We start from the raw sequence: 15,236 nt of genomic DNA on the forward strand, positions 1-15,236 counted from the left end.
TATGGATTTCATTACTAAAAAAGAAATAGATCTGGTTGCCCTTCTTCAGAAATCGCACTGTCCATCTGCCGGAGCAATAGTCTTGTTTAGCGGGGAAGTTAGAAATCATAATGTAGGTAAATCAGTAAGCTATCTGGAATATGAAGCGCATGCCAGCTTGGCCGCTAAAATGATTGCCGAAATTTTGCTGGCCGCCAGAAACCGTTGGAGTCTGAGCATTGCGTATGCGCAACACAGAATAGGAAAAGTAAAAGTTACAGAATCTGCTGTGGTGGTGATTACAGCGTCCGTACACCGCGGCGAGGCTTATGCGAGCAACCGCTATATCATTGACAGGATTAAGCATGAAGTTCCGATCTGGAAATGCGAACATTTTGCAGATGGTAGCAAAGAATGGGGTGGCAACTGCAATTGCGATAAAGAGACCGGAGATGTAAACAAGCACATTTATGAATTTGAATCTATATGATGAAAGGTATAGTATTATGCGGTGGAGAGAGTAAACGAATGGGTAGCGATAAGGGATTGCTTACCATTGGTCCCTGTACCTGGGCTCAACTTGCAGCTCGTAAGCTTGAACGCTTATATATCCCTGTTCTGATTTCTATCAATGAAACGCAGGTAGCAACCTATCATGGATTATTTCCTTCTGAGCTATTCGTCATCGATCAGGTAACCGCGAAAGGTCCTTTAACTGGCTTATTGAGCGCACACCTCAAACATCCTGATGATGACTTATTGTTATTAGCCTGCGACATGATCGACATGGATATCAGCTCATTAAGATTCTTACGAGACAGTATTACCACATTTCCAGGGTTTGATTATTATGTATACTGCAGGGAAGATTTTATGGAACCTTTATGTGCCGTTTATACTTCATCGCAGTTAAAAAAAATCCACTATGAGCTCGAAAACGGAAGTTTGTCCAACTTTTCGTTACATAAACTCATTAAACAGGCGCGCTACAAAACGCTTACCATAAGAAATATTAAAAATTTCAACAACCACAATACCGCAACCCTTTAAACCACTCATATGACAAACCACTACAAAAAAACCGTTTATCTCTTCGCAGGCCTTTCAATTTTGGCCCTAACAGCCAAATCGCAAACCAATGTTATCCAAACCAAGGCTACCTTTTTTGAGGGTGTAATTGTCGCAGGCTATGTAGACCAAGGTGCCTACATCAACTGTGCTGGGCCTGCCATCAAATTCTCCAAAAAACCGCTGGCCATATTGGTAGGGTTATTACCTAGCTTACGGATTAAGAAGGACAAGGTAGCGACAGGTGCAACACAAAACTCCGTGATCACGCCTAACCTGGGTGCAGGTATTACTGCTACCTACAAGCACTTAGCCATTCAGGTTCCAGTGTATTACAATGCCAAAACAAGCACTAAAGATGGCAAATGGAATCCGGGCATAGGTATCGGGTACAAGTTTTAATTAAATTAAGATTCCTGCGTAAGGAATCTTAATTTCTCTTCATCTATGATATTGATTTGCTTACCTGATAAGGAGATCAGATTTTCATTAACCAGCTCGGTCGTCATCCGGAATACAGTTTCATATGCGGCTCCTGTAAATGCGGCCAGATCTTGTTTGCTGAGTTCTATATTTAATCCACCTGTTTCATTCAGTCCAAACTGTTCTTTTAGTTGTAACAAAGCAACTGCAAGTCTGCTTTTCACGGACATGAGTGCCAGATTCCGCATCTTTTTCTCGGACTCCTGTAGTTCATCGGCATAAAACAACATCAGGTTAAAAGCAAAATCATGATTTACCTTTAAGGTGGCCATAAAAAATTCGAGGTCTATAAAGCAAAGCGAAGTTTCTTCAAGTGCAGTGGCCGAAATGGGATAAGCTGAGCTGTGCGTACCTAAACCTCTATGGCCGAATATTTTACCTGGATTAGCAAAACGCACAATCAATTCTTTATCTCCCCAATGTTTATGCACTTTAACATTCCCCTTATACACGAAATATACACCTGCAACAGGATCGCCCTCTTTAAAGATCTGCTCACCTTTTTTTGCAATAAAGTTTTTGCGATGGCTATCAATTGCCAGTTTCCATTCTTTAAGCACCAAACTGCACATTAAACAGCTTTCAAGATCACAGCATTTACCTTTCTTCATATTTTCCGCAGCTTTTAAGTTGCGGTTTCTAATATCCTAAAAGTTTTTGACTAGCAATTCTATATCTTCTTTTTTATTTAGCTTAAAGAGGTGGTAAAAAAACCACATCTTTAATAACCTTCACCACCAGCCACCCTGCTTAACAAAAAAACCATCTTCTATGAAGAGCCTCGGAACTTTTTTCAGTAGTGTCTATTGATCTTGGTCTTCAAGAGTGCTTCGCAGTTTGCCTTTCTTCAAGGCAAAAGATTCCAGCTATGAAGAGAACGATTATTTTTTTCCGTTACTTTGCAGCATAAATCTACTGCTATGGAGTTTAATTACAGTCAAATCCTTTCCACCTCGATGGTATTATTCGCCATCATTGATATCCTGGGGGCTATTCCTATTGTAATAGAACTTAGAAAAAAGGCAGGGCATATCCAGTCGGAAAAAGCAACCATAGTGGCTACCGTTTTGATGGTAATCTTTTTGTTTGCCGGAGAATCCCTACTAAAGGTAATTGGTTTAGATGTAGCTTCTTTTGCCATTGCAGGCTCTATGGTGATCTTTTTCATCGCAATGGAGATGATATTAGGCTTAACCATATTTAAAGAAGGCGATGCCCCGGAAACGGTATCTATCGTGCCATTGGCATTTCCATTGATTGCGGGTGCAGGAACCATGACGACCCTCCTATCTTTAAAAACAGAATATGCTACTCAAAACATTATTGTCGGCATTCTGATCAATATGATGTTTGTTTACTTTGTGTTAAAGAACACCGAACGTTTAGAAAAGCTATTCGGAAAATCAGGACTAAATGTACTAAGAAAAGCCTTTGGAATTATCCTGTTAGCCATCGCCATTAAGCTGTTTAGAAATAATACAGGGTTATAGCGAATCGCGCCTCTTCTTAATCGAGGTGAAACACTTGCTCCAACTTTACACTAACCGGTGAATTGTCTGAATTGGTTTCCATAATATCAGCCATATGGGCCCACCACTTTTGGACAAGCGCTGTAGTTCCCAGATCCTGAGATGAGGCACCTTCCTGTTGCTGCACTGCAAAAAGGGTGTTAGTTTCTTCGTCCAAAAAAATGGAATAATCACTCACCCCATTCTGTTTAAGCAATGATGCGAGTTCTGGCCAAATCTCATTATGCCGTTTTTGATATTCTGATTTGGCTCCTGGCTTCAGCTTCATTTTAAATGCAATCTTTGACATATCTTCCCTAACTTATCTACTTTTTATGCCTAACATACACAGATATAAAATTATCAGCAACCTGTCCCATCCTGCTTCAGCCATTAGCGCCTGCAATCAAGGCAGTTAAAAACAGTGATTTCAGATTTTTCGCAAATCTTTATCGAACCGGATAGCACTGTTTACTATGGGTTCACTTGGTTATGGGTTGTGGATTACTTTCAGAGCAATTTTCTCGAACGAGGTCCGAACCAGGTCCGAACGTAGTCCGTCTCAGGAGCGACTTTGTTAACCGGCACAATACAGGGACGATACCGCTTCGCTAACAATCCAAAAAAATTCATTTGATTTTAATTTCGGCCACAGCATGCAGCTAAAAGGATGTGATTTCAATTTTAAATCCTAATCCAATATAAACAAAAAGAAAAGGAAAACCTAATTCGTCTTAATTAATCTGGCCACAAACATGGTATCGGCTTTATGTGTATAACCTTTGATCAGTTCCATTTTTTCGAGCTTTAAAGGTAGATTTTCCAATAAATAAGCAATCACATCTTCGTTCTCCTGTTTAAACACAGAACAGGTAATGTAAATTAAGGGCTTCCCTTCTTTCAGGTATTTGACCACATTTGAGGCAATACTTTGCTGCAACTTCGAGAAATAGCTGATCTTATGCTGCTCAAAATAGTACAACATTTCAGGTGTTCTTCCCCAAGTTCCGGATCCTGAGCAGGGTGCATCCAATATAATCCCATCAAATTCGTAATCGTGCAAATCCTGAGCATTATTTTGAAGCAGATCCAACACTTTTTTCTGGTATTTCTTTAATCCAGCTTCTCTAAAGCGTTCATCCAGATTGTTTAAGCTATTTTCCCGAACATCACTCACCAACAACTCTATTTTAGGTTCCAGATCATGTAGCAACAATGATTTACCACCTGAAGCTGCGCAGCAATCCCACCATTTATCCCAGGTTTGTGGCTGGAAAAAACTACCTGTTTGCTGCGAGGAAAGATCCTGTACCTGGTAGTGTTGCTGCCCGGTTAAAATCTGATCTAGTTTAGTACCATTGGCAACGGCAAGGGTATTGTCCCCAATCTGCTCCGCAACGATACCGTCCTTGTTCAGTACTTCAGCTATTGTTTTCAAATGTCCGCCGGTCACCCTGATAAACAGGTCAGGTTGCGTAAAAAAAGAGTTTAAGAAAGCAGGTTTATCAATAGATTCGGAAAGTTCTTCATGGAAACTAAAGACATCGGTTAGCTCAAATGCCGGATAATTTGATTTGATTAGCTCCAGTTTTTCGGATACAGAGAGTTCAACGTGTTGCTTCAATTCGGGCAACAAGGACTCAATCACCAAACTGCTGGTTGAGTTACACAGAAAATCTGCAATAGCCAGGCGCAACGCCCTTTCTTCTTTAATTAATGCTTTGCCCAATCTAAAGAAACTGTAGATATAGCGAGAAGCCCAGCGCCGATCTGAGGATCCCATTTGCTTATTTCTTTTAAAATAAGTAAACAAAAAACGATGTAATGGCAATGCACCATCATAACTTTTAAAGATCTGTTCAAATGCCCTTAGCTGGTGTTCTACTCTCATTCAATAATATTTAAAGCAAAGTTCTTATAACGCAATAGCATCAAGCTGGTATTGATGTATCCGGAGGTATTATCGTGTACAAAATGAAAGGAATTGTGAAGCCCCTTATAGTTTTCTTTAGTCAGGTATTTGATATAATCATCACCATACTTAGCAAGCAGTCTTCCAAAATAGAAGCCCGTATCAAATCCCTTGAAGGCATATTCTCCAGGCTCAAAATTGAATTGTGCTCTATATTTTTTTATGAAAGTGTTTACCTCCGCCCTGGTATAATCTACCTTATAGGAAGAAGAAACAATGGTATTAAAAGCCTGAAGTTCTTCTGTATTGTAATTTTGTTTAACCCATTCAGGATGGCCGAAGAGCGAGATATTCAATCCCGTTTTTTTAATCTTCATCAACTTATCCAGTGTAGGTACTACAAACTTTTTGTCGGATGAGCTGACTAGAATTACATATTGTTTTCCTTTTACAACCTTAGTTTCCATCGTAAAAACAGAACCATACTCCTGAAAGGCGAATACCTTTTTACTATTTGCAAAATAAGCTCTTAAAGGCTTCGCAAATATCTCATCACTGGCCGTCTTAGGGTTGATCAATACGACAATTGTATTGGTAGGATTGTAATTTTTACTGATGTAATTACCAATCTTTTCAGCATGAAGATCGATGTTATTTACAATAGAGATAAGATTAGGGTTGCCAAATTCGGCAGGCTGTGAAGCCGCAAGTGGATTTACAACTGGTATCTCTCGTGATATGGAATAATTGGTAATGTATTTTAATCCATCAGGATAAACAGGGCCAACAATTATATTGCTACCCAATAAACTGCCATTGCTGATTAAATCGCCAATTTGGGCATTGTTATCCTGTGTATCGTAAACCTTAAGTTTAAAATTCTGTCCAGTTGCCGCTGCAGAGTCTACGCCTAACTTAAATCCCTGGTAGAAATCGATAGCTATGGCTGCCTTTTCTACATCGGCTTTAGTGGCACTCTTCAGTTTGATTTCATCTAGCCGAAAGGGAACAAGCAAGGAAATAGTAGCCTGCTTTACTTTCAAAGCAGGCTTTTCTATTTTCTCGACTTTCTTCGGCGTCTCGGGCTTTTTGGTTTCAGGCCTTATTTTTGGCGAACAGGCTGATAGAAAAAGTGCCGATAATACGATGATCCAATACTTATTCCCACTCAATTGTAGCAGGGGGTTTTGAACTAATATCATATACAACGCGGTTAATTCCTTTTACTTTGTTAATTATTTCATTAGAAATTTTTGCGAGTACGTTATATGGCAAATGACACCAATCGGCAGTCATACCATCAACAGATTCAACAGCACGTAAGGCAATTGCATTCTCGTAAGTACGCTCATCCCCCATTACACCTACCGATTGAACTGGTAGGAATATCGCTCCTGCCTGCCATACTTTGTCGTATAAACCAGCTTCTTTTAAATTATTGATATAGATGGCATCAGCTTCCTGGAGGATCGATACCTTCTCAGCAGTTACTTCACCAAGAATCCTGATGGCCAAACCTGGTCCAGGGAAAGGGTGACGTCCAATAATAAAGTGCTCCAATCCTAATGATCTTCCGACTCTTCTTACTTCATCTTTAAATAAGGTATTTAATGGCTCAACTACTTTCAATTTCATGAAATCAGGTAAACCACCAACATTATGGTGTGATTTAATGGTTGCAGAAGGGCCTTTTACAGAAACCGACTCGATGATGTCTGGATAGATTGTACCTTGAGCCAACCATTTCACATCCTGTACCTGGTGTGCTTCATCATCAAAAACTTCGATAAACACACGTCCGATCGCTTTACGTTTCAATTCTGGGTCTGAAAGACCGGCAAGCTGACTTAAGAAACGATCTTTAGCATCAACACCTTTAATGTTTAATCCTAAATGTTTGTATTGCTCTAATACAGCAGCGTACTCATCTTTACGTAACAAACCATTGTCAACAAAAATACAATGTAAGTTTTTGCCTATGGCCTTATGTAATAATATAGCGGCTACACTTGAATCTACACCACCTGAAAGGGCAAGTACAACTTTGTCATCACCCAATTGCTGTTGCAATGCAGCAATAGTAGTTTCAACAAATGCATCTGGCGTCCATTCTTGCTTACATCCACAGATGTCTACCAAAAAGTTCTCCAATAACTGTTTTCCATCGGTACTGTGGGTAACTTCCGGGTGAAACTGTATGGCATAGGTAGCAGTACCTTTAACTTGATAAGCCGCAACTTTTACACTATCGGTACTTGCGATCAACTCAAAGCTTTCTGGTATTTTAGTAATGGTATCACCGTGTGACATCCATACTTGCGAATCAAGGGCAATATTTTTAAATAACTTATTGCTTTCGGCAACATAATTCAGATTGGCTCTGCCATACTCACGCGTTGATGAAGCTTGTACTTCGCCACCTGTTTGCTGAGCAATGTACTGGGCGCCGTAACAAACAGCAAGCACTGGGTAATTATCAAACTTTTTAAGATCTACCTGAGGAGCATCTTCCTGACGAACCGAATATGGGCTGCCTGAAAGGATGATACCTTTTACATTTGACGTTATTTCAGGAATGTTATTAAATGGATGAATTTCGCAATAAACGTTTAACTCGCGTACCCTGCGTGCAATTAACTGTGTATATTGGGATCCAAAATCGAGAATTATGATTTTTTCTAGCATGGCCAAAGTTAAGAAAACTTATGCCGCGCTACAAGCAGGAATATCAATTAACCTTGATTTTCGTACTTCAGGACTTCTACACCGAACCTTTTTAGGAAATCTACGCCTTCATCACTAGCTAATCCTTTGTATGCTGCGTAAGAATCTCTGTAATAAACCTTCTTAATGCCGGACGAGAGGATTAAACGCGCGCAGGCTATACAGGGTGATAACGTAGTATACAAGGTTGCTCCTTCTATTTTAGAACCGTTTTTTATCCCGTATAAGATGGCATTCTCTTCGGCGTGCAAGGCCAATGAGCAACTTCCACGTGAATCTTTGGCACAACCAGTTTCCGGCCATTCTACATCGCAATTGTGTGTACCTGCAGGCGGACCATTATATCCTATGGAAATAATACGGGTATCTTTTGTCAACACTGCTCCTACTTGTGCCCGTACGCAATGCGAACGAAATGCAAGATCGGTAGCTAAATTCATGAAAATATTATTGAAACTTGGTTTTACTGTCATTCTACTGATTTCTCCCTTGATACTTAAAAAGTGGCAAAGACGTTTATTTTATAATTATAATGAAGGATAGTTTTTTTGAAGCTAATTTATGTTTAAAATTGCATATTAGCACAATATATACGTTAGCTGAATGTTTGAAGCAATATTACAAGGGATAGGTGCGGGTATTTTATTTTCTTTTTTAACAGGGCCCGTATTCTTTTCAATGATCAAAACCAGTATTGAAAAAGGATTCAAGGCCGGTTTTTCGCTGGCGATCGGGGTAATCATAAGTGACATTATTTTTATTAGTTTAACTATTTTCAGCTCACAGTTCGTTGACTATAATTCTACATTCAATAAATATATCGGCATCGTTGGTGGTTTATTTTTATTCGGCATTGGCCTATATTACCTCTTACATAAGGTAAAAGTTAGCTACAATATAGAAGAAACCATAAAAATCAATAGAAGTGGCTACATTTTAAAAGGTTTTTTAATGTGTCTTTTATCTCCTTCTACTTTGATGTTTTGGATTATGGTAGGTGGTATTGTATCTGTACAGCTTCATTACGAAATGGCAGAGAAAGTCGTGTTCTTTATTATAGCCATGACCACACAGTTGTCTGTAGATTGCTTAAAAACCTATTATGCCGCTAAGCTCAGGTATAGAATCAAAGAGAAGACCATCCAAAACCTAAACAGAATTGCAGGAGCTGTTATACTGATATTTGCAATTAGACTGTTTTATGAGGTGATAATTAAGTATTATTCAAAATAAGCCATTCTATTCACAGTCTGGAACAATTGATGCAGAAGGGCATCAAATATTCCTAGGCCTGTTCACAGAAGGCATATTTTGTTTCAAAGCATGATGCAGACTGGGTGTTAATAAGGGGCCGACCTGCCTGCCTAAAATAGCTTTTTGTTTAAATATCAGATATAGGAGTTTGTAGATTTCCGGCTAATCCGGAATCCTTTACAAATTTACTTAGTGTTGCTGCCGGAATGGCCAGACTGCTTGTACGGCTTACGCGAGCGATGTTTATTCCATAGAAATTCCCATCGATATCATATAAGGGGCCACCGCATTCAGCGGGCTTTAACTTACCATCATGAACCAGTACGGACTTAAATCCATCCCTCCTTTCGCTGCGTCCGTCCGTAAAACGGTAAGCAATATGTCTTTCGTTTAGTCTCCTTGGTTTGAGTACAATTTGTTTGTTGTAGGGGACGCCGGATCTGACCAATTGAAGACTGAGCGTATCGTCAGGTCTGTGTTTCGAAATTTCCAGACTTAGATCTTCCATTTTTGAAACCGGCTTTCCATTAAAACTATTCAGCTCATCTCCTACCTCCAGCTCTGCTACACTTGCGGGGCTACGCGGCTGAACCATCGATATCACGACCCGCCCATCTTTTAAACTCGTATTCACCCCCATATATGCCGCTGTAGGTCCTTTCGCTATAGCAAATTGTGTATTCCCCAATACACCTACCACCCCGTTACCGATAGGTTGTGGAGAAACTAAAAACTTACCTACCTTCCCAAAGGTTACTGAATCGGAGGTTACAGTTTTTAGTGCGATACCGCCATTAATCTTCCCCTGAACCTGAAGTAAAACCAGGTCGTTATCCTCATCCCGCTTTAATACCTGGGCAATCCTTGTTACTCCTTGTTTCAATTCAACCAAGGGTTCATCTCCCACCATGGAGCTTTTGCTGAGCAAGAAACTCTTCCCTTTCAAGATCATTTCGGGAACAAGTCCTTTCAAATCTATCAGCGTCCCGAGTATCTGCCTGTCAGAGCCATTCACAAAACTTTTTATCACCGTGACGCTTTTATCCATTCTACTTTCCGTGTATTGCAGGGTTTCAGCAAGATTCAAAATCACAGATTCGGCTTTTAGTGCACTAGCATGGAAATCCCCGGCAAAGCTTTCGGCTGCAGGCAGTGAGACATAACTTGCCGGCCTGATCAATGAGCTCCAGTATTTTCTATATAGATCTATGGGGATTTCAAAATTATCCTCCAACGAAAGATTAATTTTACTGTGCAGCCCGATTACCCTTCCTTTCATATCAAATACCGGACCTCCCGAATCACCAGGTTCCATCAAACAGGTGGTACGTATAAAACCTTCACTTGTCTCTGTCTCGGCCACATAGCCCAGTCTTACCGTTGGTGTTTTAGCTGCCAGAGTTCCCGGGTATGCGATACTGATACATGGCATGTCTTTCTTTAGGGAAGAGGACCATCCCATTTCTGCGTATGGCCAGCTTCCTTTTTCTTCGATTTTCATTACAGCAGCGTCATTAGAAGGGATTCTACCCAGACCAATTGCCCTGAATTTTCTTCCGTCCGGAAAAGTAACCTCATACAAGTTGTTGGGTTTAACAGCATGAGCGGCCGACAGGATATAACCGGCAGTATCGACCACCACTCCACTAAAAGAACCGCCTGTAGCCTTCTTATTAATTGAGTCATAGGGAGTGATGTAAACACTGGCTTTGTAGACACGCTGAATAACCTTTTGAACGCTAGTTTCTAAACTTTTAACATCTGAGGGCTGGGAATGCGCAAAGAAGGGGGCCGCACATAGTAGGAAAATGAATAAGCATAATAATTTTTTCATCAATATTATTTTTTAATGCTACGATAAAACACAAACCAATGACAAAAACAGGAACAAGAAGTTTAATCAGATTACGTAATATTTTAATTACAGCCAGGTTCAAATGTTGCTGGTCATCTAAGCTGAAGCAGAATAATAAAGCAAGAAAGTTTAAAATAAAAAAGCCCCCAATAAGTGTCTAACTTTTTGGGGGCTTTTCAAATGAACTGTAACTATTGAGGCTTTTTAGTCAATTTAAGGAACTAGTAAGCTCTTTGGTTATTACCTTCTTTCCAGTTCACAAAAGCTTTATTTACGACTTTGTTACCACCTGGAGTAGGATAGTTACCAGAGAAGTACCAATCGCCAGTGTGATTAGGACAAGCTACATGTAAGTTATCTAAAGTTTGGTAAATCACTTCTACTTCGGCAATTGTATCAGCTGGAGTAATGATTTTAGTAATTTGAGCAGAGATCTCTTCTTGTTTAAAAGGTCTGTAAATATCTTTAACGTGATTTACAATTTCGCCTTTAGGTAACAATAGAGAAGCTTTACATTTTTGATAAACCTCTTCGATTACATGCTCCATTCCTCTTGCTTTTAGCAATTGAATTGCAGCTTCGAATGCGACGAATTGTCCCATTTTAGACATATCAATACCATAGCAATCCGGGTAACGGATTTGAGGGGCAGAAGAAACAATAATGATCTTTTTAGGATGCAGTCTATCAATAATTTTAATGATACTTTGCTTTAAGGTTGTTCCCCTTACAATTGAATCGTCAACTGCAACCAATGTATCTGTATGATTTTTGATTACCCCATAAGTCGTATCGTAAACATGCGCTACCATATCACCTCTGTCGGCATCCTGCGTAATAAAGGTTCTCAGTTTTACATCTTTGATCGCCAGCTTCTCTACTCTTGGACGCATAGAAAGCAACTCATCAAGTGCTGCATCGTCTAAAATATCCTTGCGGTGAAGTAAAGCCTCTTTTTGATAATCTCTGATGTACCCATGTAAGCCATCTACCATTCCGTAAAATGATACCTCGGCAGTATTGGGAATAAATGAGAATACTGTATTTTTCAAATCAGCATTTACCGCCTTTAGAATCTGAGGGCATAATAAGGCACCCAGGTGTTTTCTTTCTTTATAGATTTCAGCATCACTACCTCTTGAAAAATAGATGCGCTCGAATGAGCAGGCTCTTTTTTCTTCAGGCTCTCTGAATATCTCTTGTGTTACCGTACCATCCTTTTTAACAATAAGTGCGTGTCCCGGTTCTATTTCTTTTACATTTTTAAACTGAATATTGAAGGCTGTTTGAATAGCAGGTCTTTCAGATGCTGCAACAACAATCTCATCATCTGCATAATAATATGCAGGACGTATGCCCGAAGGATCACGAAGTACAAAGGCATCACCGTTACCAATAATTCCAGAAATGGCATAACCACCATCCCAGTTCTTAGCCGACCTTCTCAGGATCTTAGCGATGTCAAGATTTTGAGAGATCTTTTGAGTGATCTGTACGTTATCTAAACCTTCTTTTTTATATTCATCAAACAACTCTTGATTCTCATCATCCAAAAAGTGACCTATCTTTTCAAGAACAGTAATGGTATCCGCTTTTTCTTTTGGATGCTGCCCCAATTCGTACAATTGCTCAAGTAGTTCGTCAACATTAGTCATGTTGAAGTTACCAGCAAGCACCAGATTTCTGGTCATCCAGTTGTTCTGACGTAAAAATGGGTGGCAGTTTTCAATACTGTTTTTACCGTGAGTACCATACCTTAAATGGCCTAGTAAAACCTCTCCAATAAAACTCACATTATGCTTTAACCACTCAGAATCTTGCATCAATTCAGGGGTTTCATTCTGAATATCTACAAACTTGCCCTGAACATGCCCAAATATATCGGCCACTGCGTTCTGAGCCATCGAACGATATCTACTGATGTAACGGTTTCCCGGTTTAACATCCAGTTTAATTGTTGCAATCCCAGCTCCATCCTGTCCACGGTTGTGCTGTTTTTCCATCAAAAGATAAAGCTTGTTGAGTCCGTAAAGAGCAGTACCGTATTTTTCCTGGTAGTATGAGAGCGGTTTTAAAAGGCGGATAAAGGCAATTCCGCATTCATGTTTTATCGAGTCACTCATTCGTGTGTGTTGTTTGAGCCGCAAATTTACCGTTAATAATAATCAGAACCTAGAAAGAAATATAAAGAAAATTTTGCGCGACTTCGGACGACAGGAAACAAAAACACGCCTAATAACCAATCAAATAGCCTTTTCTCCTGTTATACGAGATTAAAATCAGCTAGATTTTTCTTTATGGATTCAGGTCAATGACGTGTAATTTTATCAAAAACGGCTTGATTTGCCTAAAACGTAGCCCTCAATCTTCATCAGCTCCTTTGACATATGAAGCGTGACTGGAAACAATTTCCTTCCCGAAAAATATAGATGCACTGGCATCAAAAGCTTGTGGATCTCCAGAAGTGAAAAACTGACTATAACCTTCTTTTGAAATCTTAGCTTCAATTTCAGTATGTTTTTCAAGGTAAAGCGCCAGGCTGTTCGCCACAATATCGTCCTGCCCCAATACACTAATGTGCGCAGGAAGTGCTGCTACGATCTTCGGAATTAGCAATGGATAATGGGTACAAGCTAAAACGATACAATCAATTTCATCATCCTTAGCCAATAGCTGATCTACATATTTATTCACAAAGTAATCTGCACCCTCATGTAGATGTTCGTCATTTTCTATCAATGGAACCCACATTGGGCAACTCTGCTGGGCCACGTTTATCTCCGGAAAAAACTTATTAATTTCCATCAGATACGATTCGGAATTAATTGTTCCCCGGGTACCCATTACACCTATCCTTTTGCTCTCTGTAAAATCACCTACAATCTCTGCCGTGGGTCTGATCACCCCGAGTACCCGATGGTTAGGATATTTAAATGGAAGTACATTTTGTTGGATGGAGCGCAATGCTTTTGCCGAAGCGGTATTACAGGCCAGGATAACCAGTGGACAACCCTGTGCAAATAACCATTCCACACACTCTAGCGTATATTGATAAATAGTTTCAAAAGAATGGTCTCCATAAGGAGCCCGGGCATTATCACCAAGGTAGATATAGTTGTATTGAGGTAGTTTTTGGACAATAGACTTAAAGACGGTGAGTCCGCCATAACCTGAATCAAAAATACCTATAGCTTGTTTATTTTTCATTATAAAAAAACGGGACTGAGTTTATGACTCAGTCCCGCAATTTAAATATTTTGTTTATGTTAACCTATTTTTTAGGTGCAGTTGCTGTAGCTGCGCCCAGGCCCAATTTAGTTCTTACTAAAGCTGTGATGTCTTCACCACCATCCCAGTAAATTAAAGCTTGGTTTGCAGTATCAAATACATAAGCAAAACCTTTTTCTTTAGCTACTGCTTTAATTGCATTATCAGCTTTAACTTGAATAGGATTAAACAATTCAGCATTTTTAGCTTCTAATTCTTGTTGAGCTTTAGTTCTAGCATCAGTAATGCGTTTCTCAAGATCTTGCAATTCAACACTCTTCGCTTGTAAATCTTTACCTACAGCTTCTTTGTTGGCTTCGCTCATTGTTTTTTCTAAGTCTTGAGCAGCTTTAAGCTTACCTTGGTATTCAGCGATCATCTTTTCGATTTCAGTCTGCTTACCTTTCTGAAGGTTTTCTAATGTTGTGCGGGCAGTTTTAACCTCTGGCATTGCTTCGATAATGGTTGCAGAGTTTAAGTGTGCAAGTTTTTGTTGTGCATTTGCAATGTTAGCAGTAAACAATAATCCTGCTGCTAAAAAAAATGCATTGATTAACTTTCTCATTCTATTTGTCTTAATAATTGTTTCTAATTTATGTTTAATCTCTCTATTTTACTGTTGTCTCTGGCTTATATCCCAACTTTCTAATTACATCATTGCTGACATCATAAGCGCTACTGGCATAAATCATCATTGTTGCTTCACTACTTTTATCAAAAATAAAATCTAACAACTTGGCTTTTGCAATCTCCGCTACGGCCTTAGTTACGCTATTTTGAATCGGGCTCAACAATTTAGTCCGGGCTTGAAATAACTCTCCTTCCGGGGCAAATATTTTACGTTGAAATTCTTTGGCTTGTTTTTCCTTTTCAATAATATCGTTCTCTCTTCTTTTGCGCATATCCTCTGTCAGTAATACCTGATCTGCTTGATAAGCTTTGTACATTTTATCAATCTCAACAAAATTATTGTCTACTTGTTTTTGCCACTGTTGCGACAAAACATTCAACTGATTTAATGACGACTTATAATCCGGCAAGTGTTTCAGAATATATTCTGTATCAACATATGCAAACTTCTGTGCAAATGCACCAAAGCTTACGAACAGCAAGATGCAAATTAAAAAATACTTTTTCATGCGTATATGTTTATTTTTCAGTGGTATTTATTGTTTCAATTGTCTTA

General features: G+C 39.4%; 16 protein-coding genes. 5 read left to right on the forward strand and 11 right to left on the reverse strand.

Translation table 11 applies throughout. The features are described from left to right. Nucleotide 1 precedes the first annotated feature (1 nt). From EZ444_RS25150 to EZ444_RS25160, 3 genes are read left to right on the forward strand one after another with little or no spacing between them, the layout of a single operon-like run. Nucleotides 2–469: a molybdenum cofactor biosynthesis protein MoaE gene (locus EZ444_RS25150; protein WP_131612581.1), complete on the forward strand. Its 468-nt coding sequence runs from the start codon at nt 2–4 to the stop codon at nt 467–469. After that, nucleotides 466–1,029: a molybdenum cofactor guanylyltransferase gene (locus EZ444_RS25155; RefSeq protein ID WP_131612583.1), complete on the forward strand. Its 564-nt coding sequence runs from the start codon at nt 466–468 to the stop codon at nt 1,027–1,029. The genes EZ444_RS25150 and EZ444_RS25155 overlap by 4 nt, the downstream gene beginning before the upstream one ends. 9 nt (nt 1,030–1,038) lie before the next feature. Continuing rightward, nucleotides 1,039–1,449 carry a hypothetical protein gene (locus EZ444_RS25160; RefSeq protein ID WP_225874843.1) on the forward strand — a complete coding sequence of 137 codons (411 nt, stop codon included), beginning with the start codon at nt 1,039–1,041 and terminating at the stop codon, nt 1,447–1,449. Between the two features lie 5 nt (nt 1,450–1,454). On the opposite strand, the gene EZ444_RS25165 is transcribed toward EZ444_RS25160, so the two are convergent. Beyond that, the gene (locus EZ444_RS25165) at nt 1,455–2,141 is read right to left on the reverse strand and encodes a Crp/Fnr family transcriptional regulator (protein ID WP_131612585.1); all 687 of its coding nucleotides are present in this window, start codon (nt 2,139–2,141) and stop codon (nt 1,455–1,457) included. Nucleotides 2,142–2,450: 309 nt separating this feature from the next. On the opposite strand from EZ444_RS25165, the gene EZ444_RS25170 reads away from it, so the two are divergent. Beyond that, nucleotides 2,451–3,020, forward strand: coding sequence for a MarC family protein (locus EZ444_RS25170; protein ID WP_090785634.1), 570 nt, complete (start codon nt 2,451–2,453; stop codon nt 3,018–3,020). 16 nt (nt 3,021–3,036) lie between these two features. On the opposite strand, the gene rhaM is transcribed toward EZ444_RS25170, so the two are convergent. The 5 genes from rhaM to EZ444_RS25195 form a co-directional block, all read right to left on the reverse strand. Continuing rightward, the gene (gene rhaM, locus EZ444_RS25175; protein ID WP_131612587.1) at nt 3,037–3,348 is read right to left on the reverse strand and encodes an L-rhamnose mutarotase; all 312 of its coding nucleotides are present in this window, start codon (nt 3,346–3,348) and stop codon (nt 3,037–3,039) included. A gap of 414 nt (nt 3,349–3,762) precedes the next feature. After that, nucleotides 3,763–4,929 (reverse strand): RsmB/NOP family class I SAM-dependent RNA methyltransferase, encoded by a 1,167-nt coding sequence (locus EZ444_RS25180; RefSeq protein ID WP_131612589.1) that lies wholly within the window; start codon nt 4,927–4,929, stop codon nt 3,763–3,765. After that, nucleotides 4,926–6,152 carry an ABC transporter substrate-binding protein gene (locus EZ444_RS25185; protein ID WP_131612591.1) on the reverse strand — a complete coding sequence of 409 codons (1,227 nt, stop codon included), beginning with the start codon at nt 6,150–6,152 and terminating at the stop codon, nt 4,926–4,928. Before EZ444_RS25185 ends, EZ444_RS25180 begins: the two co-directional genes overlap by 4 nt. Then, the gene (gene guaA / locus EZ444_RS25190) at nt 6,109–7,635 is read right to left on the reverse strand and encodes a glutamine-hydrolyzing GMP synthase (protein WP_131612593.1); all 1,527 of its coding nucleotides are present in this window, start codon (nt 7,633–7,635) and stop codon (nt 6,109–6,111) included. The genes EZ444_RS25185 and guaA overlap by 44 nt, the downstream gene beginning before the upstream one ends. 47 nt (nt 7,636–7,682) lie before the next feature. Then, nucleotides 7,683–8,114, reverse strand: a complete 432-nt coding sequence (locus EZ444_RS25195) for a deoxycytidylate deaminase (RefSeq protein WP_165503723.1) — start codon at nt 8,112–8,114, stop codon at nt 7,683–7,685. A 163-nt stretch (nt 8,115–8,277) separates the two neighbouring features. Between EZ444_RS25195 and EZ444_RS25200 the strand changes: the two genes are divergently transcribed. Further along, the gene (locus tag EZ444_RS25200; RefSeq protein ID WP_131612597.1) at nt 8,278–8,907 is read left to right on the forward strand and encodes a LysE family translocator; all 630 of its coding nucleotides are present in this window, start codon (nt 8,278–8,280) and stop codon (nt 8,905–8,907) included. 148 nt (nt 8,908–9,055) lie between these two features. Here EZ444_RS25200 and EZ444_RS25205 read toward each other — a convergent pair whose 3' ends face one another. From EZ444_RS25205 to EZ444_RS25225, 5 genes are all read right to left on the reverse strand, one after another. Further along, the gene (locus EZ444_RS25205) at nt 9,056–10,762 is read right to left on the reverse strand and encodes a S1C family serine protease (RefSeq protein ID WP_131612599.1); all 1,707 of its coding nucleotides are present in this window, start codon (nt 10,760–10,762) and stop codon (nt 9,056–9,058) included. A 242-nt stretch (nt 10,763–11,004) separates the two neighbouring features. Next, the gene (locus EZ444_RS25210; protein WP_131612601.1) at nt 11,005–12,906 is read right to left on the reverse strand and encodes an amidophosphoribosyltransferase; all 1,902 of its coding nucleotides are present in this window, start codon (nt 12,904–12,906) and stop codon (nt 11,005–11,007) included. A 238-nt stretch (nt 12,907–13,144) separates the two neighbouring features. Then, complete coding sequence (gene murI, locus EZ444_RS25215; RefSeq protein WP_131612603.1) at nt 13,145–13,990, reverse strand: glutamate racemase; 846 nt, start codon at nt 13,988–13,990, stop codon at nt 13,145–13,147. Between the two features lie 64 nt (nt 13,991–14,054). Then, the gene (locus EZ444_RS25220) at nt 14,055–14,615 is read right to left on the reverse strand and encodes an OmpH family outer membrane protein (RefSeq protein WP_131612605.1); all 561 of its coding nucleotides are present in this window, start codon (nt 14,613–14,615) and stop codon (nt 14,055–14,057) included. Nucleotides 14,616–14,658: 43 nt separating this feature from the next. Continuing rightward, complete coding sequence (locus EZ444_RS25225) at nt 14,659–15,189, reverse strand: OmpH family outer membrane protein (protein ID WP_131612607.1); 531 nt, start codon at nt 15,187–15,189, stop codon at nt 14,659–14,661. Between the last annotated feature and the right edge of the window lie 47 nt (nt 15,190–15,236).

It is taken from the genome of Pedobacter hiemivivus, from assembly GCF_004331685.1.
Lineage (GTDB): Bacteria > Bacteroidota > Bacteroidia > Sphingobacteriales > Sphingobacteriaceae > Pedobacter > Pedobacter hiemivivus.

What these genes read in the sequence shown, in the direction of transcription:
- EZ444_RS25150 (WP_131612581.1), top strand. Translation starts at nt 2, where the DNA reads ATGGATTTCATTACTAAAAAAGAAATAGATCTGGTTGCCCTTCTTCAG.
- EZ444_RS25155 (WP_131612583.1), top strand. Translation starts at nt 466, where the DNA reads ATGATGAAAGGTATAGTATTATGCGGTGGAGAGAGTAAACGAATGGGT.
- EZ444_RS25160 (WP_225874843.1), top strand. Translation starts at nt 1,039, where the DNA reads ATGACAAACCACTACAAAAAAACCGTTTATCTCTTCGCAGGCCTTTCA.
- EZ444_RS25165 (WP_131612585.1), bottom strand. Translation starts at nt 2,141, where the DNA reads ATGAAGAAAGGTAAATGCTGTGATCTTGAAAGCTGTTTAATGTGCAGT.
- EZ444_RS25170 (WP_090785634.1), top strand. Translation starts at nt 2,451, where the DNA reads ATGGAGTTTAATTACAGTCAAATCCTTTCCACCTCGATGGTATTATTC.
- rhaM (WP_131612587.1), bottom strand. Translation starts at nt 3,348, where the DNA reads ATGTCAAAGATTGCATTTAAAATGAAGCTGAAGCCAGGAGCCAAATCA.
- EZ444_RS25180 (WP_131612589.1), bottom strand. Translation starts at nt 4,929, where the DNA reads ATGAGAGTAGAACACCAGCTAAGGGCATTTGAACAGATCTTTAAAAGT.
- EZ444_RS25185 (WP_131612591.1), bottom strand. Translation starts at nt 6,152, where the DNA reads ATGATATTAGTTCAAAACCCCCTGCTACAATTGAGTGGGAATAAGTAT.
- guaA (WP_131612593.1), bottom strand. Translation starts at nt 7,635, where the DNA reads ATGCTAGAAAAAATCATAATTCTCGATTTTGGATCCCAATATACACAG.
- EZ444_RS25195 (WP_165503723.1), bottom strand. Translation starts at nt 8,114, where the DNA reads ATGAATTTAGCTACCGATCTTGCATTTCGTTCGCATTGCGTACGGGCA.
- EZ444_RS25200 (WP_131612597.1), top strand. Translation starts at nt 8,278, where the DNA reads ATGTTTGAAGCAATATTACAAGGGATAGGTGCGGGTATTTTATTTTCT.
- EZ444_RS25205 (WP_131612599.1), bottom strand. Translation starts at nt 10,762, where the DNA reads ATGAAAAAATTATTATGCTTATTCATTTTCCTACTATGTGCGGCCCCC.
- EZ444_RS25210 (WP_131612601.1), bottom strand. Translation starts at nt 12,906, where the DNA reads ATGAGTGACTCGATAAAACATGAATGCGGAATTGCCTTTATCCGCCTT.
- murI (WP_131612603.1), bottom strand. Translation starts at nt 13,990, where the DNA reads ATGAAAAATAAACAAGCTATAGGTATTTTTGATTCAGGTTATGGCGGA.
- EZ444_RS25220 (WP_131612605.1), bottom strand. Translation starts at nt 14,615, where the DNA reads ATGAGAAAGTTAATCAATGCATTTTTTTTAGCAGCAGGATTATTGTTT.
- EZ444_RS25225 (WP_131612607.1), bottom strand. Translation starts at nt 15,189, where the DNA reads ATGAAAAAGTATTTTTTAATTTGCATCTTGCTGTTCGTAAGCTTTGGT.